Raw genomic sequence first — 25979 nt, 5'->3', positions numbered from 1 at the left:
TCGACGATCACACTGGAGCTTGAGCGTCAGGAGGTCGACGCTTAGAGAGCAAGGGTGGGCCAAAGGGGGCGTCCGCATCAGGGGGACGGATGCCGATCATCAGGCAGATCGAGATATACCGCTTTCGCGGCATTCGCGAAGCCGTCTGGCGTCCGAAGCATGGCATCAACGCCATCATCGGTTCGGGCGATAACGGCAAGTCGACCATATTGGACGCGATCGAAATGGTGATGGCTCCTCGACGGAACATCACCTTTACGGATGCCGACTTCTGGATGCTCGACGTGTCGGAGCCGATCGACATTCGCGCGACCATCGGCGAGCTGCCCGATCCGATGCTCGATCTCGAGCGGTATGGCATGCTGCACAGGGGTTGGCACCCCGAACACGGATTGTCGGACGAACCGACACCCAACGGGGAGACCGTAATCACCATACGGCTCACCGTCGACGCCGATCTCGAGCCCAGATGGTGCCTATTCTCAGATCGGGCGGAAGCAGATGACCACCGCCGAGAGATACCATCGACGGAGCGCAACAGGCTCGCTCCGACGAGATTGGGAATGACCGGTACGCACCACCTTGCATGGGGCGCCCGATCCATCCTCAACAAGCTCGCAGCGGTGCCGGAGGGCACGGGAAGTGCCTTGGCCGCGGCCGCGCGTGAAGCGCGCTCGGTTTTCGGCGGGGCTGCACTGGGATCGGTCGAGAACGCTCTCGAAATCGTGCGTGCGGTGGCGACGCGTGCCGGCGTGACGCGCGCAGCTGCGGCGACCGCTCTTCTCGACGTTCATGGCATCAGCCTCAACGGCGGCTCGATCGCGCTTCATGACGAAGATGGCGTGCCGCTCCGCAACTTGGGGACCGGCAGCGCGAGGCTTCTCGTTGCCGCACTGCAGGCGGAAGCAGGCGACGCGAGCCCTATTCTCCTGATCGACGAGATCGAGCACGGTCTCGAACCACACCGGATCATTCGTCTGCTTCACACGCTGGGAAGCAAGGATGAGCCGTCAAAGCGCCAAGTCTTCCTCACCACGCATTCCGCAGTGGTCGTACGGGAGCTGACCGCCGCGCAGCTCTGGCGTGCCGGCCGCGGGGCCGACGGCGGCATGGTCTTCTCGCAAGCCAGTGATCAGGCGACTCTTCGTGCATGTGCGGAAGCGTTCCTCGCCCCTCGCGTCATCGTATGCGAGGGGGCGACCGAAATCGGTCTTCTTCGCGGTCTGAACCTCTATCGCGACGAGACCGACGTATCGACTCTCGCCACCTACGGAGCGGCCCTGGCCGATGGACACGGAGGCAGCATGATCTCTCGGGCATGCACGTTCGGGCGGATGGGTTACGCGACCTGCCTGCTGCGCGACTGCGACGTGGTGCTACCTGCCGATCAGCTGGCCAGCCTGGTTGCTCTCGGCGTCGAGGATTTCCATTGGGACGAGGGACTGTCGACCGAGCAACAGCTCTGTCTGAGCCTTCCTCTCGACGCTTTGCCGAAGCTCGTCGCCATCGCGGTCGACGAACAGAACATGGACAAGGTCGAAGCGGACCTGACGAAACAGGATCCGGAACTGTCTGTCCGGGATTTCGACTATATCCATTTCCTGAACGAGCCGAACGTGCGAGCGAGCCTTGGCATGGCCGCCAAAAAGGGCGGATGGTTCAAGAACATCACTTTGGGTGAGCGTGTCGGACGCGAGATCCTCGGTCCCGATCTCGCCACGAGTACTGGAACTCTGCCCGACATCATCGCTGCCCTCGACATCTGGGTGCGCGGCTGAGCCATGGCCGAAGTCGATCTGCTGCAAGTCGATCGCGGTGCGATCGTAGCGCCTGCCGGTTGCGGCAAGACGCAGTCGATCGTCAATGCGGCAGGCCGAAATCGAAGCAAGCCCGTCCTGATAATCACGCACACCAACGCAGGTGTCACCGCCCTACGCGCACGACTGACGCGTGCCAGGGTTCCGGCGGCGAACTATCGTCTGGCGACGCTGGATGGGTGGGCTCTCCGCGTCGTACTCGCTTACCCGGAGCTTTCCGGTCTGCGGCCTAACCTCGGCGCGATTCACTATCCCGCCCTTCGAGGCGCCGTCCTTGCGGCAATCAGAAGCGGGGCGCTCGATGCGGTCCTTCACGCGACCTACAGCCGGGTGATCGTCGACGAATATCAGGATTGCAGCGAAGCTCAGCACAGCATGGTACTCGCGTTGGCAGATCGGCTACCTTGTGCTGTTCTGGGCGATCCGCTTCAGCGGATCTTCACGTTCGCCGGCCCGGTGCCGGACTGGGATGCCGGGGTTCTGGTCGACTTCCCCATGGTCGGCGTGCTCGACAACCCCTGGCGATGGATAAACGCCGGCCAGCCTGAACTGGGCCGATGGATGATGGATATCCGAAACGACCTGATCGCCGGTAGGGGCGTGGACATCTCTTCGGCGCCGGCCAGGGTCATCTGGACACATGTCGCCGATCCCGCACGGCAGGATACCCATTCGGATGAAGCTCTCGCCGCAATGGCAGACGGAACGACGTTGATAATCGGCGACCAATTCAGCATCGATTCCCGGGTGTCCATCGCCCGACGGTTCGACGACGTGCAGGTCGTGGAGCGCGCGGAGCTGCCGGAGGCGATCTTGGAAGCAGCGGCTCTGGCCGATGGTCCGGCGAGTGAGCTTCTCGAGCGGGGGCTCGCCTTCGCCGGGAAGGTGATGACCGGCGTCACGCCTGGTCGAGCAGGCATGATCCGGCGAGCCGAGGAAAACGGGCAGCCGATGGCGAACGCCGAGGATGTTGCCGGTGCTCGACTCGTAGCGACGCCATCTCACGCGGAACTTGCGAGGATGTTGGAGGCATTCGCCGCGAACAACGGTCACCGAGTGTTCCGGCCCGACGTCCTATCCGTCGTGGTCGACGCCCTGCGACGCACCGAGGCTAGCGACGATCTGCGCGCGCAGGCGATTGAGGTGAAAGAGGCACGCCGGCTAAAAGGACGATCGATGCCACGCCGCGGCATCGGCAGCACCTTGTTGCTCAAGGGGCTGGAAGCCGACCATGGCATCATCCTCGACGCGACGCCGCTCGACGCAGCCAACCTCTATGTCGCGCTCAGCAGGGGAGCCAGTTCAGTGCATGTGGTTTCGCAACTGAGGACCATCGGCAGGCCCTAGAGCTGGGTCATCTCCCCAGCGGAGCGGCGGGTCGTCAGATTGCCTGATTGCGAGAGGTGCAAACTTAATGCGAACCTGGGTGTCATCCAGTTTACGGATGGCATAACATCCGAGTGCGAACTATCGCGGTTTTCCCGCACGCCCCCCTTTTTTAGTCGCAGCATCGAAAACGAAGTTTTCGGGCGGGAAACCGCGAAAGTTCGCACCGAGTTCGCAATTTCTCAGCGCGTTTCCCAGGATGTCCGAAAGGATAGAAAGGGCCGGCGCGTAACGGCACCGACCCCAGGCGACCCATCTGAAAGGAATACGGTTCAGGCGGCGTCCGACGTCCAGCGCTGCAGATCAGGCACTGGCGCGATAGGCCCCGCGCGGACCAAGCGGACCGTGCGAGCGGGCCCCGCGGAGCACGATGCCATCGGCATCGACACCGTTGGAGAATAGTCTTCCTGATCCTTCGGGTGGCCATCCGCAAGCGCAGCATGCCTTATCATCTTAGCCATCGCTCGCAGGGCCAGTTTGCGCTTCGTCGCATACTGGATCGCCATCTCGTAGTTGCGGTGACCGATGATCGACACGATCTCCTCCACGTCGCAGCCGGCATCTTGCAGAATAGCCGCGGTAGCGTACCGGGCGCCATGCGGCGTACGCCTCGGCATATTGGGGATCGCCTTGACCAGTTTCCTCATCTGGTATTCGAAGCTCTTGCCCCCCGTCGGGCAACCGCTGGGCTTTCTGACGATGACCCCGCTAACCAGCCCCTCCGAGCGCAAACGATCGAGTTCGCGACGCAGCATCGGATGAAGAGGAATCTCGAGCAGTTCGCCCGTCTTGCGCTGCCGCACCCTGACGAAGTCTCCGAGAACCTGCGACCATGACATCTGCTCGATGTCGGAGGCACGCTGCCCCGTGCACAGCGCGATGATGATCAACGTCCGGACGGAGCCGCGCGCATACTCGAAGAACTTCGCAATCTCGTCGTTGCTCCACGGCTCGTGCCCGCCCTTCTTAGGCTTCAGCGGCCTTAGTCGCTCGGCCACGTTGAGCCCCCGCGTGACATACCCACGATCGCTGGCGAAGACGTAAAGCCGGCTGATGAAGCACCTTATGGTTCTTCGGTAACCGATTTTGACGCTGGACCGCACCGCGCCAATCATGTCGACAGTGGTTTGCTCCATGAGGCAATCGCCGAGAAGCCGTGATACGATTTTACCGAACTGGAGGTAATTGCCCTGCGTCGACTTGGCGAGAGATAGGAACTCCGCATCCGCGTAGAACTTGCGAAGTGCGTGATCGAACGTGCCTCTGGCGAGGTCGACCACCACGGGCGGCTGACGCAGGAAGCGCGCTAGGAGATCTGCGTATTTCTCCTGAAAGCACGCGTCGCCGGGGACGCCCGGCAAAGGGGCGTCCAGTCCCTTGTACCGGAACCTCCAATAGCAGCTTTTGGCGACGTAGGTGTATGCCAGCCTGTTAGCCGGCTGTTTCGTTCCTTTCATGATCAGCCTCCATTGAGCTTGGCGTACTTCACTTCGAAGCACGTTTCTCCCGGGATACCCGGCAGCGCGACGTCGAAGCCGTTGCGGCGGAATCGCCAGCCTCCAGATGCGGTGACGTACGTATAGACGGGCTTACGGCCCGACAGCCTTGACTCTTTCATTTTTCAACCTTGTGTAAAATCGCCGCTCCATCGATTTTGCCACGGCGACCGGGTCAGCGCCCATGACGGGCTGCCCGGACATGCCATCGACAAATCGGTCGAGATCGTGCCGATCCCACAGGACGCGGCGGCCAATTCTGACTGGCCGGATTTCGAGCGCACGAAACTTTGCCGCGCAGACGCCGAAGTAGGCGCTTGCCAGCGGCAGGCTCATGAGCCGAGGCCAGTCGGGGAGCTGCATGCGCCCGACGTCGGCCTCGATTTCACGGCCTGCGGTTCCATCCGCGGGTTCCGACATGACTTGCTCCTTCCCGCCCCCGGGATCGCGGCGAGATCGCCGGCGAAGGCCGGTCTCGATCACATCCGCGGAATCGGCTTGAACGGAACATACAGAGAACTTGTTCCGGAAAGCTCATATGCCATCCAGAAAATTCGAGTTGCCGTCTCATGCCGATCGACGAGGGCGGGCCGCCTTCGTGCTTGACCTCGCGAATCGCGTGTGCGATTCTGATGCCTTCACGAAGGTCGGAGCCTCTGTTTCGATCTAGGTGATGCGCATCGTGGTTTCCTCGTGGGCTCAAGACTCGGGACACCATCACGTTGCGTAACCGAGCGGCGAGGCAGCCTGCCTAACGGGCAGCCTCGCCGACTCTGGTCGATTACGCGACGCACCGGGCGCCCTGCCCGGTCATGATGGTGATCGATGCATGAAATCCGTAGACCCATTTTCAACGAAACGATCTCAACGGCGGTCATGCGCGCCGACCACGGACTCACGATTCCGGGATGAGCTACGTGCGTCAAGTGCGACGCCGGCCCTCTATCAGTCGATTACAGGCCGACAGGTACTCGACGACCCGGCCGGTGATTACCCGCGTAAGCCAGTCACGAAAATCTCATCCTGAAACTGAAAATATCCGCGTTTCGCAGATGGCTGCGGTTCAGCGACCCGATCTGGAAAAAAACGTATTCGGCCGAAGCGGGGATTGCTTGAGCTATCCTGAAACCAGCAAGTGCGCGATCACGAACGAAATTTTATTTTGCGATCCTGCGCGAATGCGGTCCGATCGGCCGCGTTCTGCTCGCTCCTGGGATTTCTCTACCGTCACGGTGACGCGAGCCACCCGAGTCGCGGATGGGAATGCCACCTGACGCCGCGCATACTCTGATGCGTCGTCGACGGGTCATACATCGGCGAGCGCCAGAACCTCGACATACGATTTCGATGCGACGCGTCTCGCGAGTTCGGCCCATGGCAACCGGCGTCACGGACCGGCCATGGTCCATGCAAGCCGTAGAGCATCGGTTCGACCGGCGTCTACCAAGGCAGTAGGTCACACGGAACTTACGGCAAATTTTTCATGAAAGAAGCCGATCCATGAGTAAGGTGACAACTCCAGCATCAATCGACGAACCCAGAGGCATATCGCTGCTTCGAGCGGTAGCGCTCTCGCTCGCATCGACGCTCGCCGCCGCGCTCGTCGCGAGTTGCGCGTTCGTGATCTTCGATTTCTTGACGAGCGGAGCCCTTGGTGCACCCATTGCGATGACACCCGTGGCGCTTCTCTTCGTCTTCACCGTAGGATCGATCATAGCGGTGCCATGCGGCTTGGTGGTCGGCGCGCCTATCGTCTGGACGGCACAGGGCCCGATCGCGCGGCACCCGATTGTCTTTACGATCGTGCTGGCTCTTCTGGGATGCGCGCTGGCCTATCCCATCGAGCAGGCCCTCGAGGCCAACTCCGTCCAGCGTGGTGCCGACCTGCCGCTCTACTTAATCTGGGGTGCAGTCGTCGGTGGGATGCATGGTCTTGCGGTCTGTTGGACTCTACGACGGTCGACCGTGCTGGTAACACGGTCGGCCATCGTAGCGATGCTGGCAGTTCCGATCGTTGCAATTTCGGTGACCCATCTGTTCCAGAACGACTATGCGAGCCAGGGTTCATGCGACAGCGCCGTTGTGGAGCTCGATCACAATCTCGCGAGGCGCGCCGACAAGGCCTTGGCCCCCGCGCCAGGCGACGTCGACCGGATCACCGCAATCACAGGCGGTTGGACGCGTTTCGACGAAGGATCCTCCCGGGCCCATTCCTACAGCGCCATATTCGTCAACGGGCAGAGGGCCATCGCGATCAACGACGAGGCTTTTCTACCCCGATCGCTCCTTACGGACTTCGGATTTGCGAGCGCTGTAGGGTGGCGTTGCACCGATAGATACTCCGGACCTCACGCCAATCTGGTTCGACACTTCTCCAAACCGGTACGTTTGACGACGCCAAAATACTGACGATCAACTTCGCGGTTGAGCTTGACCACATTATCGTCGCCTGCGGCCGGCTCCGAGATCGGTTGCGCACGTCACAAGCCGATTGGAATACTCGCAATGCCCGGTCGGTGGTGCCCGCGCCTAGTTCGGAAGGAAGTTTCCGCTCACCCATCGTAATAAATTGCGGGACGATGAGTCGATTTCGTTCTCTTTGTGTTCTGCTTTCTGGATGGGATGATCCTTCCATCCTGAAACCCGCAGCCGGCTGAGCCGCCGGCGAACATGGGGAGAAATCCCATGCGCAACATCGCACTCGAAGAAGAACTGTCGGCGCTCTCGCGCCACCTCATCAGCCCTCTGAGCTACTGGCGCACGCTGAGCGCCACGACTTTCGCCGGCGAGGTGGGGGTCGTCGAGACCTCCGTCGCCTCGCTCATCAGCGTATCCCGGCTCGCGCCGCCGGAACTGATCAGCGAACTCCTGACTGCCCAGTTCGAGGAGCGCGTGCCGGTCTGGAACGACCTGGCCGTCCACTTCCACCAGCTCGACCGCGCGACCCTGGGTCTCTGCTGGGACATCGCGGGCAGCTGCGCGGCGCTATCTGCGCACCAGCTCGACGCACTCGGGCTCGTCACGCTGCTCAAGGCGCTCGCCGAGCCCTACGTGTCGATCGATCCGACGACGAGGATCAACACCGCCGTCTCGTGGCTGACGCTGGCAGGAACGCTGCTGAACCCGGCCGTCCTGTCACAGGTCGACTGGTTCCAGTCCGACCGCGGCTACCAGCTCGGCGCCTACGACTTCGAGGGAGACGCCGAATGAGTGCCATCAACATCTTCGGTCTCGGCACCGCCATCCTCGGCGTCTCCGGCATCAGCATCTCTGTGCAGGCCGGCCGTCAGGTACTCGCAGTTCCGCGCACGGGGCGTGAGCCGCCCAACGTACCAGTCCTGCTGATGCTGGGCTTCATCGGCCTGGTCGACGTCGCCGTCACCGTTGCAGGGGCGGGCATCGCCCTGCTCCCGCTGTGATCGGGAGGTCATGATGGCAAGGACCCCTAAAAAAAGCAGCGCCGGAGTGCCGGCTGCGCGCAAGGCATATGTCGTCTGCAACCAGGAGATGGAGGCGGTCTATCACGTCCCGGACCTTCAGCCGAAGGCGTCGGGGCAATGGCGTCGCGAAGCGGAGAAGATCGCCTGGCAGGATCCTGACACCGGCTACGCCTGCATCATCAGGCGCGAAATCACCGGCTATCTATGTGGATACGTCGCGATCGGTAACGACCATCCGCTATTCGGATTCGATGCCCGTGCGATCCCGCGCGAGATCCTGCAGGTGCACGGCGGTCTCGACTACTCGGCTAGGTGCGACGACGACGGGCCGGAGGAGAGCTCCGTCTGCCACGTCAGCGATCATCGCGCCCGACACGACGACCGCTGGTGGCTTGGGTTCGAGTGCGACAAGAACACCGATCTCGTGCCCGACGACCCTGCACATGCGGCCGAGGCTCGATCTCTCGGGATCGAGCAGACCTATCGCACCGAACAATACGTGTTCGAACAGTGCACAGATCTCGCCGCGCAGCTGCATGCGGTCGCGATCGATACCCCCTCAGCCGCACCGATGGGCCTCGAATCGAGGGACAGCTGATGGCGAACCGTCGATATCCATATGGTCGCGAGATCCCTTGGGGTTCCTGGTTGCGGACTGTCACCGCGCCGACCGGCGTCACCTTCCTCGTCGACGAGGAAGGCGGCCGCTGGCCCTCGGTTCGAGACTGCTTCTGGGGCAAGCGTCTCGGCATGAGCCGGTCGATGCCGAGTGTGCAGGACGAGCAGCTCGAGTTGATGCTCACCGCCCTGGCGTCGCTGGACCGCAGCGTCGTCGCGATGCGAGAAAGCATCCACGAAACCTTCAAGGGCGCGCTTTTCTACCGGTTCTACTTTCACTGGCTGCACGCGGCCGGCCTGATCGAAGGCGGGCATTCGGCAAGCCCGATGGCGTCCATGCCGAATGACGAAGGCGTCGCGGTGATCCGAATGCTGATTGCCACTCGGCCGTTGGGCCTGAACGGTGTCCCGATCGGCAGCGCCGCCGTGAAGGCGTTCGGCGAACCGGGATCGGCGGCGGAATGCAATCGCGAACGGTTCGCCGCAGCTGAAGGCAAGGCTCGACGCCTCGCGTTCGCGTTCGTGCGCGAGCAGCTTTTCGGGAAAGCCGCGATCTCGCTGCTGTATCGCGACCTCGACACGGACATGCCGCTGGTCCGTACGATCTGGCATCAGCCCTTCGCGGATGACCGGAGCCGCGATCGGACCTTCGAGTGGATGTACGAGCGACTTGATCGATGGACGGCATGGGGCGAACTGGGACTGAGGAACGGCGCCACCGCGCTGACCCAGCACCTGTTCTCGCTGCTCGTACTGGACGAGAAACGGATCAGTGATCCCGATCCCGTTCCGCCCGTTCGCCTCGCGATCGTTCACAAGGGCTGATCGTCGTGTCTCGTCGCCTTCCAACGGAAGATCGCAGCGGCGGGACACGAACGGGCCAGCGCGCGCCGGCCATCGCTTCATCCAACACGTCTCCACACATCGAGCCCGAACGCTCCGTTCTCCTGCCCATAATCCTAGTCCATGCACTCGCCGAGCTAGGTATCGCCATCCCGGCGTTCCTCGATACCCTCGTGGCGAGCGCGCCGTTCCGAGACGAGGTGCTTACGAGTTTGGAAAGCGACATCTGCGTCGAAGCGCATCTGGGTCACGGTGGTATCAGCTGCGCGATAAAGATCGGCCGTCTCGCCTGGTATCATCACCCAAGCGACGAAATCCATCTGTTCTGCGTCGAGCTCCCGGCAACGATCATGACCGCCACAGATCTTCCGATCGCCACGGTGCTCGGCCACGACCTGCTAACCGACGATCGCATAGTCGTCCGAAGCCTGGACCAGCTTAACGAGGCGTTGCCCGGCATCGGCATCCGGCTCCGTCTGGTGATGCCGACGGTCACTTGTCCCTTGTGAACGCATTTGTTCGGGTGTGCCGAAGCCGGACCTTCCGAGGAGCCTGAAATGACATCCGCTACCATCATCCCCATCCAGATCGCGGCCAATCGACGCAAGGCGGTGGCCGTGCCCTATGGCTGGAAGCCGATCTTCAATCGCCTCCTAGATCAGCTGTCGACCCTCCACCCAGTGCCGATCATCATGAATGTGGAGCAGCGATATGGGCAATTGCGGATCCAGCTCGATCAAGCGTGTGCGGTCGCGGAGATGGTGGCACAGGACGCTGTCACCACTGCTGCCGGGACATGCGATCTGTGCGGCGGCGACGGCGGAACGGTCTGTCGCACTCCAGATGCGAAGTGGGCTCGTCGGTGCGGCATGCATTTCGATCTCACGTGCAGGTCCCTGCACGTGAGACATCGTTCATCCGATTGAGGAATTCGTCCATGCCCACGGCTTCCACGGTCCACAGCCGAAGGGCAAAGTTAGATCAAGGGCCGACCTCGCGAGTGGATTCTTCCCGGGCGGGAGCTGATCGGGCTCAGACCACGCTTGATCCCTTCCGTCGCAGCCGATTGCGTCCGACCGTTTCGGGGAACGTAGCTGTCATTCCGCATCCCGCGGTCGAGCCATTTGACGAGGTCCCTCTGCCCGATTCCCTGACATCCACCGACTACGGGCAGCTGGCCCTGATCGAACTCGAGAAGGCCTCAGGCACAACCGGGACAGACAAGCGCGCCCATCTGGATCAGGCTGCCGTATTCGCCACGTTGAGCGAAAGGCAGCGCCGGGGTCCGTCAGGCGACGATAGCTGACCGCCGCCTGCGGAGCTTACAGGTCCTAGGTGGTCACGCTTCAAGTAGCCGGTGACACGCGGAGCTTCGTTCAGGATGCCGTGGCGAATCGATAACTGACCAGCGCAAGCATCGCACGGAGCACCACCTTGTTCGTGATCGGGGATCGTCCGCTCGGCAGACAATCGGCCATCGCCACCTGGATGCGAGCGACCGCCTGCGTTTCGGCGCTTGATGCTGGAGGCGTTCGAAACAGCTCCGCGACCTGTGATGCCTGGGTATGTACGACGCATGCGATCGGGCCCTCTGGGCTCGAAGGTGGCGGGGCATGTTCCAACGCCGAGACGTCTATCCCGCGCCTGCGGAGAAGGTCTTCCGCGATGTTGCCGGCGAAGACGATCGGTTGGAACTTCAGCTTTCCGGCCCGCGGCACACAACTCCGCTCCTTCATCGCAAAGGATCGGATTTCCACCTGATATGCATCGGTGCGGTAATCGGCATTGACGATCTCGGCGGCGCGTTTCGGATCATGAGCAACGGCGCATCGAGCGTAGACCTCCATGATGCGTACGGCCGCGGCGTCCGGCTGTACGGCGTCGAATGAAAGCTGCTGCGCGGAGAGCGGAGAGGCTGCCGCTGCGAGAGCCAGAACGACCAGTCTCAGGTTCATACCGACTCCAATATCGCAAGGATGCGAAGACCTACAGGCTCATAATCTTCGAACGAGTACAGCAGAAGCCGAACACGGAATAGCCGTCACCGGCCTCCCTGCCATCGGTCCCGCGGCGAGTGGCCGCGCTACGCGCATGCGAACGCTGCCAATGCGCTGTCGGTCGAAATGCCTCAAGACCTGTCAGAGGGTCGGGCGACCACCCTTCGTACGACGCGCCGCCTCCGCAGCAACCGCTTCGGCAACATGACCGCGCGTGCTTTCCGGCTGCGTAAGTACGACGGTGCCGCCATCCGGGCCGACACCAGCCTGAAGCCGGAACCGGTCAGACGTGTTGAAGCAGTCCTTCACCCGTCCGCACCACATCGCCTGGTAATGTGCGCTCGTCGACACCTCGCCGGGCGCGCCATACTTCGCCTCCAGCACGCCCCGCCAACTCGCCAGCGTCGTTCCGCGCGGCACCAGATACGATATCACCGAGATGTGGGCGCCATCAGGCCAGCCGAGCAGGTGCAGCACGATCTGACCGCCCTGACCATCGTCGAGCGTCGCACCCTCCAGGACGCCTCTTCCAGTCTCGCGGTTCGTACCGTGGTCCTGCATGTTCAGCACCGTCCTCACCTTCGTCTCGAAATCGACGACGCGCTCCCTCGATCGGACCGTCATATGCCGCGTGCGGATCACCTGCTCGACCTCCGCCTCTGTCATGCCCAGACGAAACCCGCCGAGATCATAGGTGGCGGGATCCGTCTTCATCGTCGTCGGAGCCGTCGCGGTGACCCCCACCTGCGCGACGGGCGCGCCGACCGCCATCAGCAGCAATGCCTGTATGAACATCGTTCTTTCTCCAGATCAGATTGCGAGATCGCCATCGCGGACCAGTCCGCGGATGCGCCATTGGGCGCACCCCGCGACGACGATGCCGGCGATGAAAAGCGGAATGGACGGTGGCCCGGAGTGCGCGATCTTCATGCCCACCAGAACGGCGATGAGGTAGATCGCCGGAATCGTGCGCAGCGCGCACAGCACGTTCGACAGGTAGAAATTGTCGCGTGGCCACACGAATGCGGCGATCGCGATAAGAGCCGCCGCAACAGCACTTGCCGTGTCGCCCACCAGCAGAGCCACCAGCAGCGACGGGCCCAGAAGGAATACCAAGCCGAAGATGAACGGCGGAATGAACGCGACGGTCGAAACGACCATCTCAGAAAGTCATCCGTAAGGCGGGCGATTGAATCGCAAGCAGGGTCAAATGCTGAACTGTCTCGTGCACCGGCGCAATCCTTCCACACGTCCATGTCCGCCGGACAGCCGGCGGCATCCCGTTGAAACCTCGGGGATGCCGGCCCCTGTGAGCCGGGTGTTGGAAACCTGAGTAGAACAGGCGCGGGCACCTTTAACCGAGTGGTCTGGACATACGCGTCCGCCACCCGGCCGAAGAGCTCTTCGACCGTGTTGGTCTTTCGACCGGCTTCTACTCGGGGTTTCCACGCCCCGGCACGAGAACTTCTTCCCGTGCGGGACCAGGCTATAATCGCCGGGTTAAAGAAAGGCGAATATTTTCAGGATGGGATCGTCGCTAAACGGCGCCGCGGCCGACTGACGGGCAGGCGCGCCTGCCGTACGCATGACACTAAAAAAGGCTTTCAGTGACGCCATCGGAAACGATGGCCATTCCTCACGGCTGTCGACACCCCGCCGTTCTTCAGCGATCCGACCATAGCCGGATTCGAGAGCAGCGGAAACCGCCCTCATGGCCAATGACGTATCTGCTCTTGGAACGGCGCTCCGCGGTCAGCCTGCGGTCGCGCTCGCCACCGCAGCCGCAGCCGCAGCCGCAGCCGCAGCCGTCATTTCATCCGCGAGTGCCCGACCGACAAGTACGGCCGGTCCAATCCGGCGGAGATAGTCGTGACGAGCGGCTCCGCGCAATAAGCCCACGACCTCGGTCACCGTCTTTCCCCTGTTGGAATCAGAGCCGGCAAAGCGTCGAAGCATGCCCATCTCAACCGGCGTCAGCGAGAACCATCGACCCGGTCTCGAGGCAGGATCGATCGAGTCGAGATTGTTGCAGCGGCCGCAGATCCGCTGTGCATTGAAACGCTGTATCTTGATCACCCTGGGGTCGTTCACCCAGCCGCCGCCCGCCAGAAGGCGACCAGCGGCGATCTTGTCTCCGACCCTAGCCTGGAAACTCAGCCGTACCAGATCTCGCAGATGACAGTGATGTCGAACCAGAAATTCATTCGAGAGGCGGCAACAGGGGCAATCGGAACTGGTCAGAGGAAAAATCCATGGTTGGAAGACAGGACGAGCAAGCGCTCGATTGGTATCGCGGGCGGCAATCGATTGTCCCCGTGCAGTCGGTCCTGCATGAAAGACATTACTACTTCGATGACGACGTCGGGCAGCGTCATAGAGGTTGCGAACTCTTCGGTATGAACGGACCTGAATGCGTGCTGGGCGGAAGGCGGCGCTCGGGTGGCGTCGGCGTCGTCGACACGCAGACCGGGCGGCTTGTCGTCAGTACAGCGACGGAATCGCTCGCCCGGGAAATTGTGGTACTGTGTAACGAAGATCGCCGAAAAGGCGTGGGACCTAGCAACGAGGGGCGTTACATAGTGCAGACGCAAGTCCGCAGGACCACAGGCATGACACGGATCGTACTACGCGACACGAAGCGGCGCACTGTGGAAGGAGAGGCCTTTTCCGTCTGCTGGATCTATGTCGATCCAAACGACTTGGATGCAACCCATGCCGGCGAGAGGCTCCTCAAGCACTTCGCGTCTCAACTCGACGTCATGCCGCTCGACTGGAACAGCATGCATCGCGCACAAGCTGACCAGTCCCAACGGTAACACGTTGATGTCCGAGGGCGTTACGACCACACTATCGGAACCTTGGCGATGCGCGTGGTCCAAGCTAACGACTTTTGCCGATCCAGACTGCGGCCAATCGGCGCTGGCGGTCATCCCTGCCCACCGCGTGGCGCCCGATCTTCGACGATTCTGTCCAGCAGCTGTCGACTATCGATCCCGTCCCGCTCCTGGCGCTTGCGGATCAGCGCCTCGGCAAGCTCAGGATCGTATTCGCATCGTCGACCTGGCCAGCCGATCTGATGGTAGCGAAGGCGATCGCGCGAGCGGGTGTCACCTGCGATCAGTGCGGCGGGAGGGGCACGCTCTGCAGGACGCCCGGATGGCGAGTGGTCGCGGCGTTGCGGGCCGCACGTCGATCTCCCGGGCAGGATCGAACCCGGGATCTAGGCTCGCGCCCGGACATCTCGACTACGCGATCTCCGCTCGCCAGATTTCGGTCGAGAAGCGCACCGACCCGTCAAGCGGCGGCCTCAACATGAAGATCGACGACGTCTTCGGTCCGAACTGATGGACGCGGTACAGATGGTACGAATCCGCCAGATGCTCGGCTCTTTCGCGCTCGTTCTTCGACATGAAGAACGGTGTGGCGGCGCCGCCGCGCGTCGTCTTCACCTCGATCAGCTTCGGCAAGCCCTGATCCGTGAAGGATGCGATGTCGTATCCGAGGCCGTCGCCGATCTCGACCGAGACATGCTGGACGCGCTCCGAAAGATCTCCGCGGCCACGATCGGCAAGCCAGTGGCGTTCGTGGTCGAGCACGGCCAGTTCCCCAGCCAGCCCAAGCTCACGATTGCGCAGGTCGCGCTCGACCGGATCGAACCGCCGGACGAGCGGCTCGAGGCCCGGAACTCTTGGCGCGTTGCTGATCCTCGGGATCGGAATGTCGACCAGCGTCAGCAATCCCCTCGGGACTTCCGGCACCGCCGACAGATCGCGAGCGCCGGTCCTGTCGAGGTAGCGCTCGATCGCGTTCAGGATCGCGCCCTGATAGTTGTCGCGCCGCTTGTATCCGGTGATTCCGGTAACCCCGAGCTCCTCGAGCACCGCCGTGATGTTGCAGTGCTTAAACTCGATCGAAGCGTGGGAACGCGCGATGGTCTTCTGCAGATCGCGATTATGAGCGGCCTTGTTGAAGGGCGCGCCGCGTATCTCGTCGCCGAGCATGGCGAAATAGTCCGCGACGATCGCATTCAGCTCTGCCGCCGTCCAATCGTCACCCGCCGCCATGTCGCCAGCGTACCCGTGCATCGATGCGATGACCAGGTGGCAGCCTCCTAGGCCGATGATTAACGCCGATCCTCGCAAGCGCCGGCCACCCACGGACGAGCGTTAGCATCTGGCATCTTGGCCCTTTACTGGTATCGAACACGAATAGGGGGAACCATGGCTGCCATCGAATCCAAGGACGAGACCGTCTCGGGCATTTTCAAGGACTTCTACGTCGTCCCCAACTATCAACGGGAATACGTCTGGGGTGAGGCTGAGGTCGATCAGCTACTGAAGGACATTCGCACCGAGCAGGCCGAAGGCGCAGACGCCGAGTATTTCATCGGGTCCATCGTCGTCTGCCCCCGCCCCGATGGCGCATTCGACCTGATCGACGGCCAACAGCGCACCACGACGCTGTTCGTGATCCTGTGCGCAATCCGAGACCACCTCACAGCGATCGGCGATGCCGGCACGGAGAGCATCAAAAAGCTGATCGCCGATACGATCACCGACCTCAGCGGCAACGACAGCTTCCGCGCCAGGCTCGATCCCCAGTATGAGGACGCCGGCGACGTATTCCAAAAGCTCGTGGACGGAACGACGCCTGCGGCCACCGGCACCAGGTCGATGAAGAACGTCGCTACGGCCTACAAGACGGCTCGGGATTTCCTCTCGGAGGAATTCGGCACCGATCCGCAGGCGGCGAAGGCCTTCTACGGCTATCTGGTCCACCGCGTGAAGCTGATCCGCATTCGCACTGACAGCATCGCGCGAGCGCTCAAGATCTTCGAGACGATCAACGATCGCGGCATCGGGCTCGATGCGATGGACCTGCTGAAGAACCTGCTCTTCATGCAGACCGACCCGGCGAAGTTCGATCGGCTCAAGGACCGATGGAAGGCGCTGACCGACGCTCTGTACAAAGCCGGCGAAAAGCCGCTTCGTTTCCTGCGCTACTTTGTCTTCGCCACCTACGGCGTCACCAAGCTGCGAGAGGACGAGCTCTACAACTGGTTCGTGAAGAACGAGAAGCTCGTCGGCTTCTCCAGCGACCCGATCGCGTTCGTCGACCGGCTGCAGGATGCGCTCTCCGCCTATCTCAACTTCCTGAATGGGCTCGGTCGAGACGGCAAGGAGTCGCCTGCGGTGCAGTCGATCTCGCTTCTCGCCGGCGGATCGACGCGGCAGCATCTAATCCTGCTGCTGGCGGGGCGTGATCTTCCCCCCGCCGTCTTCGACGCGCTGTGCGCGGACGCCGAAGCCCTGCTTTTCACCTATCTCGTCACGCGTCAGACAAATCGCGAGTTCGAGGTCATGTTCCCGGAATGGGCACCGGGGCTCGCTGCACTACGGACGATCGACGACTATGAGCCGTTCGCCGAGGAGACGCTGCGCAAGCGTCGCCGCGAGCTGGCCGCCCGCTTCCACCGAGAGTTCGCCGTCCTGGACGGCAGCACGCTGCGCCAATATCAGCTGCGGTACATCCTCGGGAAGCTCACGCAGCACGTCGATCGGGCCGCCTACGGCCAGTCCTCACAGAGCAGCATGTGGCTCTCGCGGTATTGCGACGGTGCCAACGTCCACATCGAACACATCCTGCCCCAATCGCCCGATGACGAGGTGCGCGCCGAATTCGGCGAGGGCGCGGACAGCCCTACGCTGCTGTGGTCGATCGGCAACCTCGCGCTGGCCGAAAAGGCGATCAACACGTCGCTTGGTCGCCGGCCCTTCTCTTACAAGCGCACTATCTATCCCAAGTCGCAGTACCTGCTGACCCGAGTGCTCGGGGAGAAGCCGGATATCGGCCAGACCGCCATCGATCGGGCGGTCGCCGCGATGAAACCGTTCGAGACCTGGACTCGGACCGACATCGCGCAACGCGCCGCATGGCTGTCGGATCTGGCGGCGGAGGCATGGTCGATCCCGGTCGCTGACGAAGTTACCAGGGAGGCTGTCGTATCCGCGCTATAGGCTCAGGCTCGGACGACCGGCAGCTCTCCGATGCGCGTCGTCCACGCCGGCGACTTGTTGTCAGACCGCATCTTCCAATCGCGCTTGAACCCCTGAGCTGCCGGAACGGCGGCGAATTTGCCGAACCGCGAGTTCACTTCGTCCATCGCGGTCATCAGGCGATCGCGACGATCGACGTCACCCTCGAAAAGCGTCCTTGGACGCATCTCGGCAAGGATCAGGTCGTCTAGCATGATACCGGCCTTGGTGTAGGCAAACCCGTCCCGCCATGCGGCTTCGACACCGCGTCGCGCCGCCGCAAGGAGCTCGAGAGAGTCCGCGGTCATCGGATGCAGCGACATGCTGCGTGATCCCTGGTGCTGCGGCCGATCGCGCTTGTGCGGGTTGGTGTGGAAGAACACCGTCAACCGGCCGGCGACCAGACCGTGTGACCGCAGCTTCTCGCCGGCGCGCATGGCATATTGGGTTACCGCGCCCATCAGCGTCTCGAGGTCGTTTACCGGCGTGCCGAAGCTGCGGGTGACCGCCATGCCCTTCCGCTGCGGCTCGACCATCTCGACCGCGCTCGCCGGCACGCCCTGGAGTTCGGCGACCAGCCGCTCGAGCACAACCGTTCCGACGCCGCGCGCCTGTTTCATCTGCATGTCGCGCAGCTGCCCCGCCGTCATGACGCCGAGCTCGGCCAGCTTCACCGCAGTGGCGCGCCCGACGCCCCAGACGTCGCCGACCGGGAAGCGGTCGAGGACCCAGCGGCGGATGACCTCGTCCTGCAGATCCGCGACGCCGTTGAACAGAGGGTTCTTCTTCGCCGCGGCGTTCGCCAGCTTCGCCAGCGTCTTCGTCGGGCCTATCCCCACGCATGTAGGGATCGTCGTCCACCTCTGCACCTGGGCCCGCATCGCGTTCGCGTGGACCACCAGATCGCGTCCCCCGAAGCCCCCCAGGTCGATGAAGTTCTCGTCTATGCTGTAGATCTCGATCTCGGACGCGAAATCCTGGATAGACGCGATCACGCGCCGCTGCATGTCGCCGTAGAGCGTGTAATTGCTGCTCATCACCCGCACGCCATGCTTGTCGAGCCGATCGCGGATCAGGTGGATGGGATCGCCCATCTTCACGCCCAGCGCCTTGGCCTCGGAGGACCGCGCGATCGCGCAGCCGTCGTTGTTCGACGCGACGATGACGGGCACGCCGACGAGGCTGCTGTCGAACGCACGCTCGCACGACACGTAGTAGTTGTTGCAGTCGATGAGCGCGATGACGCTCACGCGCGGTAGCGGCGCGCCAGGCCAACCACGACGCCCCAGATCTCGACGGTCTCATCGACGATGATCCGCTCGTACCCCTCGGATTCGGGCACCAGCCACAGCCGGTCTCCCGATCGGCGCAGGCGCTTCATCGTGCGGTCACCCGCGACCAGCGCGACGACGATGTCTCCTGGCCGGGCTTCCACCGCCCTACTGACCACGACGATGTCGCCGTCGACGATGCCGGCGTCGGTCATCGAATGTCCCGAGACACGCATGAGGTAGCTCGCCGCGGGGTGATCGATCAGCCAGGCGGCCAAGTCGATCGGCTCTTCCATGTCATCCTGCGCGGGCGATGGAAAGCCGGCCGGCGTCGGACAGAGCAACAGCCTGGCCTCGCTTGGGAGCATCTCGAACGGCACGTCATGAAGTCGGAGTGGGGGCATGGCGTATCCGTGCGTGTTCGAGGGTCAGACCGGCCGTTGTAGGACAGGCCGCAAAATCGAACAAACCGGGAACTGAACTTTTTGTCGGAAGCTCGACCTGACGGCCGCCAGCGCGCGCTTTTTCAGAAAAGCGGCGCCTGCATCATCGTCGTGGCACCGCGTCGGACGAGATATTCGTCCTCGGGCGTTCGCTTGGGGGTGGTCGGCCACCCGGGAAACTCCAACACACCGCTCTTGCGATACTCGTTGGCGATGCGTTTCAGATCGGTGAGGCGGATCACGCAACGGCTCAGCACTACGGGCCAGACCGAATCCCAGCGGACACCTGGCCCATCGGCTGGAGGCAGATCGCGAAGCAATGCACGAGCACGTTGCTCTTCGTCGACGAGTGAGATCGAGCTTCGATCGGGTCCCATCTGGTTCGTTGATGCCAGCAGTTCAAATTGGCCGCTACGGCTCTCCTGCCCCTCGAGCTTTCGCCGTCCGCGGATTTCACTCTGCACCGTCAGCGAGCTGATGTGGCAATCCCGAAAGACCTCGACGCCGGGCGGGCGTCGCGTGGCGTAGACCAGAAAGTAGAGGGTCGGATCCTTCGTCGGCCGCAACACGTCCACGTCGGAAACGAATTGGTACCGGCCCACATCGGCCAGTGCATCACGGAACTCCTCGACGAGCACTCCCTTCCGGGCGTCGGACGCACGGTGCTCGAAATCTTGCAGCCCCTGCTGGTCGATCGACCTGACGCGTGACCTCCAATCCCGTCCCGGGATCAGCCTGTCGAGCTGCCCCGAGATCGTCGGGTCTTCCGAGAGCGCGAACCGATTGATGAAGTCGAACATGAAATTGAAAACGACCTCGCTGCTGTCGCGGGCGATCAGCGGTCGAATTGCCACAAGGTCGACCGACCACCCCTTGGGGTCGATCAGCACGAACGAGAAAGCCCGGGATGATATCTGGCCCGCGATGTCGGCCGCGATGTCGGTAAAGTCTGCGTTGTGCGGGACGATCGTGACTTCCGGGAACATTTCCTGAAGGGCGCCCAACCTCGCGAAGGCGCCCTTGTGCTTTTCGACGAGGTGCGCTGTCATCTTCACCCGACGCCGTTGCGCGGGATCGGCCATCGTCGCCCAAGTCTGCTTCGCAAGGGTCAACGCCCGCAATGCGATGCCGAAGGACGTGTCTTCGAAGCTCTCGCCCTTGTCCTGCCAAGGCCCGGAGAACCCATCGACATAGACGATCTCATCGTATTTGCTGCCAATCTTGAAGATCAGCTTCTCGAGATAGCTGGCAAGAAAGAAATGCTTCACGTAGGCCTGCTCGCGGCCCTTATAGTTCGCGAGGTTCAGGGGCATCAGGCTGCTCTGGACGCCACCGGAACGGGAAGCTGATTCCATTCGCGGCCGTCCAGATCTCGGCCACCGGTCTTCGGTCTGATGCCGCCCCACTGCTTGAAGAAGAAGGCGACGCCCTGCCCGGCGCACTGATCGCGGATCTCCCGTGCCCACTCGATGGACATCGGACGAGCCCCCGGCCCGCTCTCACCGCCGGCGATCACCCAATGGATCCCTGCTAGATCGACCTTGCCGACGGCACCGATCAGCGGCTCGATCGAGAGGAACCGCACCGCCGCGGGGGCCTGCCGAAGATGATCGATCCGCGATCTCGACCGCTTGTCCTCGACGGATACCCCAAGCCAGATGTGCGCCGGAGGTGCGACGTCGCGGTAGCGCCGCTTCAGATAGTCCCGCATCAGCGAGCTGCGTTTCGTCAACACCTGGAAGACGTGCCAGTCGGCCTTCTCCATGCTGTCGAAGACCTGATCGATGAAAGCCCGAGGGACTTCCTTGTGGAAGAGATCGCTCATCGAATTGACGAAGATCATGCGCGACCGCTTCCACGACAGCGGCTGACCGATCCGCTCCGGGCGGAGCGTCAGGTCGAAGCCGTTCTCGAAAGGATGCCCAGGAACGCCGCGCCATCTTTCCGAGAAGCGCGCGGCATAGCAATTGTCACAGCCGGCCGTGATCTTCGTGCATCCCGTGACCGGGTTCCACGTCGCGTCGGTCCACTCGATCGCACTGCCATCGGCCATAGTTTTCGCGCCTCCGAAGAACGAACCGTGAATCTGCCACATCGCGAGTCGCGCTGCAACGAATTTGACCTTCGAACACGGTAGAATCGACAAGCGTCAAGCGCATTCCGCTAGACAGCGGGCGCGCGCGTTACCCATATTCTCGGCTCCGGCGACAGGGCGCCGGCGAGGCGACATGGATGGGGAAGCGTCTAGGCTACGATTGGATTCTGGGCGGCCAGCTCCCCGAGCTCGGTCGCCACAGTGTAGCGAAGCATGAGGTCTTCGACCGCTATATCGCGGCGTACATCCGCACGCTCACACGCAATCACCTCAAGCGCGCCCTCAACCTCACGATTGTCGACGGGTTCTGCGGTGGCGGCCGATACAGGCTGTATGGTCAGGAAGTCGACGGCTCACCCCTACGGATGCTGGCCGCGGTCGAGCGGGCCCAGGTCGAGCTCGACGCCGCGCGCGCTATGGGATTTGAAATCAAGGCGGACTTCGTCTTCATTGACGACAATGCCAATCACATCGAATTTCTCCGCGACCAGCTGCATCAGCGCGGCCACGGTGACCGCATCGGTCGCGACATCCGGATCATCACGTCGACGTTCGAGGCTGCTTGCGCCGGCGTGATCGAGGGGATCAAGAAAAAGGGACGCGCTCACAGGTCGCTGTTCTTCCTCGACCAGTACGGCTGGAGCGACGTCACGTTCGCCACGATTCGAGACATTATGGGCAAGCTGGCCAACCCGGAAGTGATCCTGACCTTCATGGTCGATAGCCTGGTCAACCTCCTGCACGACGGCATGTCCGACTTCCGCGCCCTGACCGCGATCGACTACGGACGCGAGGACATCAAGGCATTGATGGCGCTCAAGCAGCAGCGCGGATGGAAGCGCATCATCCAGAACACCGTGTACAGCCACATCCAGGCCCAGACGGGCGCAGCGTTCTACACGCCCTTCTTCATCCACCCCGAGAAGTCCAACCGCGACTACTGGCTGCTCCATCTCTCCAAGCATCATCAGGCGCGCGAGGAGATGGGCAAGATCCACTGGGGCCTGGAGAACACGTTCGAGCACTTCGGACGCACCGGATTCAATGCGCTCGGATTCATCCCCGGCATCGATGTGCGCGAGGATGATCTCGACTTCGGCTTTAACGACAACGCCAGGTCACGGTCGGAGGCGGCCGTGCTCGATCAGCTGCCCCGCCTCATTCACGCGAACGCGCAGCAGGACGCAGCGCCGCTGACCAAGCAGCGCATCTTTGTCTCCCGGTGCAACGACACACCGGTAGTCGCCGACATCGTCGACAGCCAGCTCGCCTTCCTTCGCGACGAAAAGGAGATCGTCATCACCGCGGCGGACGGTTCGATCCGGCGTTCCGTGACGCGCTTCGCGTGGGACGATCGCGTTGAGCTGGTCCGCGAGCCCAGCATGTTCTCGTTGCTGGGACGACGCGCGGCCTAGCAGCGTCCATCATCGGCGGGCGAACCGCACCAGGAGATCGGCCCGCGCCAACGACACCTATCACCGGATAATAGAGCGATAACATCCTGTTGTTTTGAATTTCATAACCTCCATCCTACAACGGGTTCCAGGATGCAGCTGGAAGCGGCGGAAACATCGGGGGTTTCAATGTCGGACGAAGAAACGTCGGTTAATACCGAGGAGCTCTTGATCGACCTAGCGGTCGAAAGTTGGCGCCTGTCGCGAATGTTCCTGAGGTCGATCGACGTCCGTGACATCAAGGCGGCGGGGCGGCAATCCAACCAGATCCGCTATTTCCAGCGCAAGCTCGACGAGTCCTTGTCACCGCTCGGGCTTCGGCTCGTTGATCTCGACGGCCAGCCCTTCGATGCCGGGATGGCTGCGACGGCGCTGAACGCCGCCGACTTCGAGGCTGACGATGTCCTCTACGTCGATCAGATGATGGAGCCCGTCGTCATGGGTCCCGATAGCGTGCGCCGTACCGGCACGATGATGTTGAGGAAGTAGGATAGTGGAATACGTCGGTATCGATCTCGGCACGACCAACAGTGCCATCGCCAGTTTCGACGGCGAAAACGTGACGCTGTACAAGAGTCCCGAGCAGCACGACGTCACGCCTTCGGCGATCTTTCTCGATCGTCGAGGCAACAAATTCGTCGGGAGTCGCGCGTACAACAACGCCGCTCGGAACCCCGATAATTCCGCGACCCTGTTCAAGCGCTTCATGGGCACCAGCACGCCTATCAATTTGAAGGCGGTTGGTAAGACGATGACGCCCGAGGAATGCTCGGCCGAAATTCTGCGCACTGTCTTCGGCTACCTGCCCGAGACGATGCGGAACGGCGGAGAGACCGGTACGGTCATTACCGTTCCCGCGGCCTTCAATCAGATGCAAAAGGATGCCACGCTTGCCGCCGCAGAGACCGCCGGGATCGGCCGCGTGGCCCTGATGCAGGAGCCGGTGGCAGCCGTCATGAGCGTGATGCGTCAGCGCAACCGCGACGGCACCTTCCTCGTCTTCGACTTTGGCGGCGGCACGCTCGACATCGCCATCGCCCAGAGCATGAAAGGCCGAGTGAGCCTACTCGCACATGGCGGGGTCGAAATGTGTGGCGGTCGCGATATCGATCGCGCCATCCTGGACGATCTCGTAAAACCTTGGCTGGCTGAAACATTCGACATCGGAGACGATTTTTCTTCGAACGCGAAATACAAGGGCCTCGTCCGCATGGCGACGTGGGCAGCCGAGAAGGCAAAGATCGAGCTGTCCCAGTCGGAGGACTCCGTGATCGCCCTTTCGGAAACCGAGATCGCGGTGCGGGATGAATCCGACGAGGAAGTCTACGTCGATATCGCCATCGATCGAATGACACTCGACAAGCTAATTGCTCCGATTCTCGACAAGGCAATCGCATCCGCGCGCGCAACTCTGGAGCAGGGGGGCATAAGCGCGCATGACGTCGATCGCATCGTCTTCGTCGGCGGCCCAACCCAGTACAAGCCGCTGCGAGACAAGGTCGCCTTCGAACTCGGCATCTCGGCCTCGACAGAGGTCAACCCGATGACGGCTGTCGCCGAGGGTGCAGCGATCTTCGCGGAGTCGATCGACTGGTCGACGCAGACCCGAGGCCGCAAAGCGTCGCGAAGCTCACTATCCTCGGTCGGGATCGAGTTCGCCTATACCGCCAGGACTCCCGATTCCCAGGCCCGTATCGTAGCCCGCAGCGTCGGCGGAATGAGCGGCGAGTTCCAGGTCGACAGCCTAGACACGGGCTGGTCGTCGGGACGCAAGGATCTGCACGACGGGGCGTCCTTGGAGCTCCCGTTGGCGAAGCCGGGCGAGAACGCTTTCCGTGTCTTCGTGTTCGACGCGAACGGCGGACCTATCAAGATCGGGAACGACCGGATCGTCGTCAGTCGTACCGCGGCGTCGATAGACGCCATTCCTGCCTCGCACACGATCGGCCTCGCGGTCCTCCGGAGCCGGGGCGGCCAAGAGACTCTTTCGCGCCTCGTGAAAGCTGGAGATCCTCTCCCGAAGCGCGGAAAACTGTCTCTCTTCGCGGGGGAAACACTCCGAGCCGGAAGTCCGGGCGCGCTGAATTTCATGCTCTACGAAGGCGATACCCAGGGGGAGATCCGAGACAATCAGTTCATCGGAACCTTCCGCGTGAACGGGTCCGACTTCGATGAGGGCATGATTGCCACAGGCGCTGAAATCCTCCTCGAGTATGAGGTCACGGATAGCGGCAACATCAAGCTCGATGTGTCGGTACCATCAATCGGGGGATCGTTCTCGAGCGGTCACAACTACTATTCCCGGCAAGACGCTCAGCTAGATTACACCCAAGCCGCAGCGCTCGTATCGAGTGAGGCTGCCACCACGGTCTCCCGTCTCGACGAAATCGCGAGGCATGTCGACGATCCGCGCATTGCCGGCATCCGCCAAAGATTGCATCGAATCCGTGAGATCGACGCCGATCGGGCCGATCCTGAAGAGACCAAACTGGCGCTCGACGAAATCCGCGTGATCCGCAAGGAGATCTCGATCCTGCGCAAGGATCACCTCAAGGTCATCCGTCAGGTCGATCTCGACGGCATCGCTGGTTTCTTTGATGATCAGACACGCAGATATGCACGCCCGGAAGAAGAGCAGTCGTTCGATGCACTTCTCCGGACTGCGCAGCACTCTATCGACGCAAATGGCAACGACTTCGAGACACACCTCGCCGAGCTGCGCTCCCGCAACATTAATACGGTATGGCGATCCGACGACTTCATCGTGGATCGCTTCCACTGGCTATCACAGAGCCCGGAACAGTTCATCGACCACGACCGCTACGTCGCGCTCATTTCGCAAGGTCGCGTCGCGTTGGGCAAGCCTGATCTCGACAAGCTGCGCGAGATACTGATGATCCTCGACCAGCTCCGCTTTACTCGCCCTGGTGAGGAGGAGATCTTGGCCATGACGAACATCGTGGGGGCATAATGGCGTCCTCCCCTCTTCCTCGCGGCTTCCAACTGTCCGAGCCAGATGGCCGCAAGATCGGCCGACTGCTGGTAGGACGTGATGGGGACTTCTGGCTTCATGCGCTCGTGCCC

At 62.2% G+C, this 25979-nt stretch carries 27 protein-coding genes; 14 read left to right on the top strand and 13 right to left on the bottom strand.

What is annotated here, in order from left to right; translation table 11 throughout:
- The first annotated feature begins 89 nt into the window (after nt 1-89).
- Entirely contained in the window at nt 90-1778 is a 1689-nt protein-coding gene (locus ACVWYO_RS16250) for an ATP-dependent nuclease (protein WP_457352527.1), read from the top strand.
- Between the two features lie 3 nt (nt 1779-1781).
- Complete coding sequence (locus ACVWYO_RS16245) at nt 1782-3164, top strand: UvrD-helicase domain-containing protein (protein ID WP_457352525.1); 1383 nt, start codon at nt 1782-1784, stop codon at nt 3162-3164.
- A gap of 311 nt (nt 3165-3475) precedes the next feature.
- Here the strand turns inward: ACVWYO_RS16245 and ACVWYO_RS16240 are convergent, their stop codons facing one another.
- The 3 genes from ACVWYO_RS16240 to ACVWYO_RS16230 are packed head-to-tail and all read right to left on the bottom strand — an operon-like array spanning nt 3476 to nt 5119.
- On the bottom strand, nt 3476-4660 hold the full coding sequence (locus ACVWYO_RS16240; protein WP_457352523.1) for a tyrosine-type recombinase/integrase: 1185 nt from the start codon (nt 4658-4660) through the stop codon (nt 3476-3478).
- 2 nt (nt 4661-4662) lie between these two features.
- A complete protein-coding gene (locus ACVWYO_RS16235) occupies nt 4663-4821 on the bottom strand; it encodes a hypothetical protein (RefSeq protein WP_457352521.1) in 159 nt (52 codons plus the stop codon).
- The gene (locus ACVWYO_RS16230; RefSeq protein WP_457352519.1) at nt 4793-5119 is read right to left on the bottom strand and encodes a hypothetical protein; all 327 of its coding nucleotides are present in this window, start codon (nt 5117-5119) and stop codon (nt 4793-4795) included. Before ACVWYO_RS16230 ends, ACVWYO_RS16235 begins: the two co-directional genes overlap by 29 nt.
- A gap of 1080 nt (nt 5120-6199) precedes the next feature.
- On the opposite strand from ACVWYO_RS16230, the gene ACVWYO_RS16225 reads away from it, so the two are divergent.
- The 7 genes from ACVWYO_RS16225 to ACVWYO_RS16195 all read left to right on the top strand — a co-directional run bounded on the left by ACVWYO_RS16225 (nt 6200) and on the right by ACVWYO_RS16195 (nt 10526).
- Nucleotides 6200-7108: a hypothetical protein gene (locus ACVWYO_RS16225; RefSeq protein WP_457352517.1), complete on the top strand. Its 909-nt coding sequence runs from the start codon at nt 6200-6202 to the stop codon at nt 7106-7108.
- A 276-nt stretch (nt 7109-7384) separates the two neighbouring features.
- The gene (locus ACVWYO_RS16220) at nt 7385-7909 is read left to right on the top strand and encodes a hypothetical protein (RefSeq protein ID WP_457352515.1); all 525 of its coding nucleotides are present in this window, start codon (nt 7385-7387) and stop codon (nt 7907-7909) included.
- On the top strand, nt 7906-8118 hold the full coding sequence (locus ACVWYO_RS16215) for a hypothetical protein (RefSeq protein ID WP_457352513.1): 213 nt from the start codon (nt 7906-7908) through the stop codon (nt 8116-8118). The genes ACVWYO_RS16220 and ACVWYO_RS16215 overlap by 4 nt, the downstream gene beginning before the upstream one ends.
- Before the next feature lie 13 nt (nt 8119-8131).
- The gene (locus tag ACVWYO_RS16210; protein WP_457352511.1) at nt 8132-8737 is read left to right on the top strand and encodes a hypothetical protein; all 606 of its coding nucleotides are present in this window, start codon (nt 8132-8134) and stop codon (nt 8735-8737) included.
- A 50-nt stretch (nt 8738-8787) separates the two neighbouring features.
- On the top strand, nt 8788-9582 hold the full coding sequence (locus ACVWYO_RS16205) for a hypothetical protein (RefSeq protein ID WP_457352509.1): 795 nt from the start codon (nt 8788-8790) through the stop codon (nt 9580-9582).
- Nucleotides 9583-9587: 5 nt separating this feature from the next.
- On the top strand, nt 9588-10109 hold the full coding sequence (locus tag ACVWYO_RS16200) for a hypothetical protein (protein WP_457352507.1): 522 nt from the start codon (nt 9588-9590) through the stop codon (nt 10107-10109).
- A gap of 48 nt (nt 10110-10157) precedes the next feature.
- Complete coding sequence (locus ACVWYO_RS16195; RefSeq protein ID WP_457352505.1) at nt 10158-10526, top strand: hypothetical protein; 369 nt, start codon at nt 10158-10160, stop codon at nt 10524-10526.
- Nucleotides 10527-10976: 450 nt separating this feature from the next.
- Here ACVWYO_RS16195 and ACVWYO_RS16190 read toward each other — a convergent pair whose 3' ends face one another.
- From ACVWYO_RS16190 to ACVWYO_RS16170, 5 genes are all read right to left on the bottom strand, one after another.
- Nucleotides 10977-11555, bottom strand: a complete 579-nt coding sequence (locus ACVWYO_RS16190) for a hypothetical protein (protein ID WP_457352503.1) — start codon at nt 11553-11555, stop codon at nt 10977-10979.
- 183 nt (nt 11556-11738) lie between these two features.
- A complete protein-coding gene (locus ACVWYO_RS16185) occupies nt 11739-12392 on the bottom strand; it encodes a hypothetical protein (RefSeq protein ID WP_457352501.1) in 654 nt (217 codons plus the stop codon).
- Nucleotides 12393-12407: 15 nt separating this feature from the next.
- Nucleotides 12408-12758, bottom strand: a complete 351-nt coding sequence (locus tag ACVWYO_RS16180) for a hypothetical protein (RefSeq protein WP_457352499.1) — start codon at nt 12756-12758, stop codon at nt 12408-12410.
- Between the two features lie 339 nt (nt 12759-13097).
- Nucleotides 13098-13310 carry a hypothetical protein gene (locus ACVWYO_RS16175; protein WP_457352497.1) on the bottom strand — a complete coding sequence of 71 codons (213 nt, stop codon included), beginning with the start codon at nt 13308-13310 and terminating at the stop codon, nt 13098-13100.
- Between the two features lie 39 nt (nt 13311-13349).
- A complete protein-coding gene (locus ACVWYO_RS16170) occupies nt 13350-13673 on the bottom strand; it encodes a hypothetical protein (protein WP_457352495.1) in 324 nt (107 codons plus the stop codon).
- A 176-nt stretch (nt 13674-13849) separates the two neighbouring features.
- Between ACVWYO_RS16170 and ACVWYO_RS16165 the strand changes: the two genes are divergently transcribed.
- Nucleotides 13850-14413, top strand: a complete 564-nt coding sequence (locus ACVWYO_RS16165; RefSeq protein ID WP_457352493.1) for a hypothetical protein — start codon at nt 13850-13852, stop codon at nt 14411-14413.
- A gap of 429 nt (nt 14414-14842) precedes the next feature.
- Here the strand turns inward: ACVWYO_RS16165 and ACVWYO_RS16160 are convergent, their stop codons facing one another.
- Nucleotides 14843-15682: a DUF3883 domain-containing protein gene (locus tag ACVWYO_RS16160; protein WP_457352485.1), complete on the bottom strand. Its 840-nt coding sequence runs from the start codon at nt 15680-15682 to the stop codon at nt 14843-14845.
- 135 nt (nt 15683-15817) lie between these two features.
- On the opposite strand from ACVWYO_RS16160, the gene ACVWYO_RS16155 reads away from it, so the two are divergent.
- The gene (locus ACVWYO_RS16155) at nt 15818-17614 is read left to right on the top strand and encodes a DUF262 domain-containing protein (protein ID WP_457352484.1); all 1797 of its coding nucleotides are present in this window, start codon (nt 15818-15820) and stop codon (nt 17612-17614) included.
- A 2-nt stretch (nt 17615-17616) separates the two neighbouring features.
- Here ACVWYO_RS16155 and ACVWYO_RS16150 read toward each other — a convergent pair whose 3' ends face one another.
- The 4 genes from ACVWYO_RS16150 to ACVWYO_RS16135 all read right to left on the bottom strand — a co-directional run bounded on the left by ACVWYO_RS16150 (nt 17617) and on the right by ACVWYO_RS16135 (nt 21399).
- Nucleotides 17617-18882, bottom strand: coding sequence for a Y-family DNA polymerase (locus ACVWYO_RS16150; RefSeq protein ID WP_457352482.1), 1266 nt, complete (start codon nt 18880-18882; stop codon nt 17617-17619).
- Nucleotides 18879-19307, bottom strand: coding sequence for a LexA family protein (locus tag ACVWYO_RS16145; RefSeq protein ID WP_457352480.1), 429 nt, complete (start codon nt 19305-19307; stop codon nt 18879-18881). Before ACVWYO_RS16145 ends, ACVWYO_RS16150 begins: the two co-directional genes overlap by 4 nt.
- 122 nt (nt 19308-19429) lie before the next feature.
- Nucleotides 19430-20659 (bottom strand): three-Cys-motif partner protein TcmP, encoded by a 1230-nt coding sequence (gene tcmP / locus ACVWYO_RS16140; RefSeq protein ID WP_457352478.1) that lies wholly within the window; start codon nt 20657-20659, stop codon nt 19430-19432.
- Nucleotides 20659-21399: a DUF5131 family protein gene (locus ACVWYO_RS16135; protein ID WP_457352476.1), complete on the bottom strand. Its 741-nt coding sequence runs from the start codon at nt 21397-21399 to the stop codon at nt 20659-20661. The genes tcmP and ACVWYO_RS16135 overlap by 1 nt, the downstream gene beginning before the upstream one ends.
- A gap of 179 nt (nt 21400-21578) precedes the next feature.
- Here ACVWYO_RS16135 and ACVWYO_RS16130 point away from each other — a divergent pair, with 179 nt between their 5' ends.
- The 3 genes from ACVWYO_RS16130 to ACVWYO_RS16120 all read left to right on the top strand — a co-directional run bounded on the left by ACVWYO_RS16130 (nt 21579) and on the right by ACVWYO_RS16120 (nt 25866).
- A complete protein-coding gene (locus ACVWYO_RS16130) occupies nt 21579-22856 on the top strand; it encodes a three-Cys-motif partner protein TcmP (RefSeq protein ID WP_457352474.1) in 1278 nt (425 codons plus the stop codon).
- Between the two features lie 132 nt (nt 22857-22988).
- On the top strand, nt 22989-23384 hold the full coding sequence (locus ACVWYO_RS16125; protein WP_457352472.1) for a hypothetical protein: 396 nt from the start codon (nt 22989-22991) through the stop codon (nt 23382-23384).
- A gap of 4 nt (nt 23385-23388) precedes the next feature.
- Complete coding sequence (locus ACVWYO_RS16120) at nt 23389-25866, top strand: Hsp70 family protein (protein ID WP_457352470.1); 2478 nt, start codon at nt 23389-23391, stop codon at nt 25864-25866.
- Nucleotides 25867-25979 lie beyond the last annotated feature (113 nt).

It is taken from the genome of Sphingomonas sp. UYP23 (genome assembly GCF_054059235.1).
Note: the sequence above shows the minus strand (reverse complement) of the source record. Positions and strands in the feature narration are given on the sequence as shown.

Bases quoted from the DNA above. Each gene is read 5' to 3' on its own strand.
- ACVWYO_RS16250 (WP_457352527.1), top strand. From the start codon at position 90: ATGCCGATCATCAGGCAGATCGAGATATACCGCTTTCGCGGCATTCGC.
- ACVWYO_RS16245 (WP_457352525.1), top strand. From the start codon at position 1,782: ATGGCCGAAGTCGATCTGCTGCAAGTCGATCGCGGTGCGATCGTAGCG.
- ACVWYO_RS16240 (WP_457352523.1), bottom strand. From the start codon at position 4,660: ATGAAAGGAACGAAACAGCCGGCTAACAGGCTGGCATACACCTACGTC.
- ACVWYO_RS16235 (WP_457352521.1), bottom strand. From the start codon at position 4,821: ATGAAAGAGTCAAGGCTGTCGGGCCGTAAGCCCGTCTATACGTACGTC.
- ACVWYO_RS16230 (WP_457352519.1), bottom strand. From the start codon at position 5,119: ATGTCGGAACCCGCGGATGGAACCGCAGGCCGTGAAATCGAGGCCGAC.
- ACVWYO_RS16225 (WP_457352517.1), top strand. From the start codon at position 6,200: ATGAGTAAGGTGACAACTCCAGCATCAATCGACGAACCCAGAGGCATA.
- ACVWYO_RS16220 (WP_457352515.1), top strand. From the start codon at position 7,385: ATGCGCAACATCGCACTCGAAGAAGAACTGTCGGCGCTCTCGCGCCAC.
- ACVWYO_RS16215 (WP_457352513.1), top strand. From the start codon at position 7,906: ATGAGTGCCATCAACATCTTCGGTCTCGGCACCGCCATCCTCGGCGTC.
- ACVWYO_RS16210 (WP_457352511.1), top strand. From the start codon at position 8,132: ATGGCAAGGACCCCTAAAAAAAGCAGCGCCGGAGTGCCGGCTGCGCGC.
- ACVWYO_RS16195 (WP_457352505.1), top strand. From the start codon at position 10,158: ATGACATCCGCTACCATCATCCCCATCCAGATCGCGGCCAATCGACGC.
- ACVWYO_RS16190 (WP_457352503.1), bottom strand. From the start codon at position 11,555: ATGAACCTGAGACTGGTCGTTCTGGCTCTCGCAGCGGCAGCCTCTCCG.
- ACVWYO_RS16185 (WP_457352501.1), bottom strand. From the start codon at position 12,392: ATGTTCATACAGGCATTGCTGCTGATGGCGGTCGGCGCGCCCGTCGCG.
- ACVWYO_RS16180 (WP_457352499.1), bottom strand. From the start codon at position 12,758: ATGGTCGTTTCGACCGTCGCGTTCATTCCGCCGTTCATCTTCGGCTTG.
- ACVWYO_RS16175 (WP_457352497.1), bottom strand. From the start codon at position 13,310: ATGAGGGCGGTTTCCGCTGCTCTCGAATCCGGCTATGGTCGGATCGCT.
- ACVWYO_RS16165 (WP_457352493.1), top strand. From the start codon at position 13,850: ATGGTTGGAAGACAGGACGAGCAAGCGCTCGATTGGTATCGCGGGCGG.
- ACVWYO_RS16160 (WP_457352485.1), bottom strand. From the start codon at position 15,682: ATGCACGGGTACGCTGGCGACATGGCGGCGGGTGACGATTGGACGGCG.
- ACVWYO_RS16155 (WP_457352484.1), top strand. From the start codon at position 15,818: ATGGCTGCCATCGAATCCAAGGACGAGACCGTCTCGGGCATTTTCAAG.
- ACVWYO_RS16145 (WP_457352480.1), bottom strand. From the start codon at position 19,307: ATGCCCCCACTCCGACTTCATGACGTGCCGTTCGAGATGCTCCCAAGC.
- tcmP (WP_457352478.1), bottom strand. From the start codon at position 20,659: ATGCCCCTGAACCTCGCGAACTATAAGGGCCGCGAGCAGGCCTACGTG.
- ACVWYO_RS16135 (WP_457352476.1), bottom strand. From the start codon at position 21,399: ATGGCCGATGGCAGTGCGATCGAGTGGACCGACGCGACGTGGAACCCG.
- ACVWYO_RS16130 (WP_457352474.1), top strand. From the start codon at position 21,579: ATGGGGAAGCGTCTAGGCTACGATTGGATTCTGGGCGGCCAGCTCCCC.
- ACVWYO_RS16125 (WP_457352472.1), top strand. From the start codon at position 22,989: ATGCAGCTGGAAGCGGCGGAAACATCGGGGGTTTCAATGTCGGACGAA.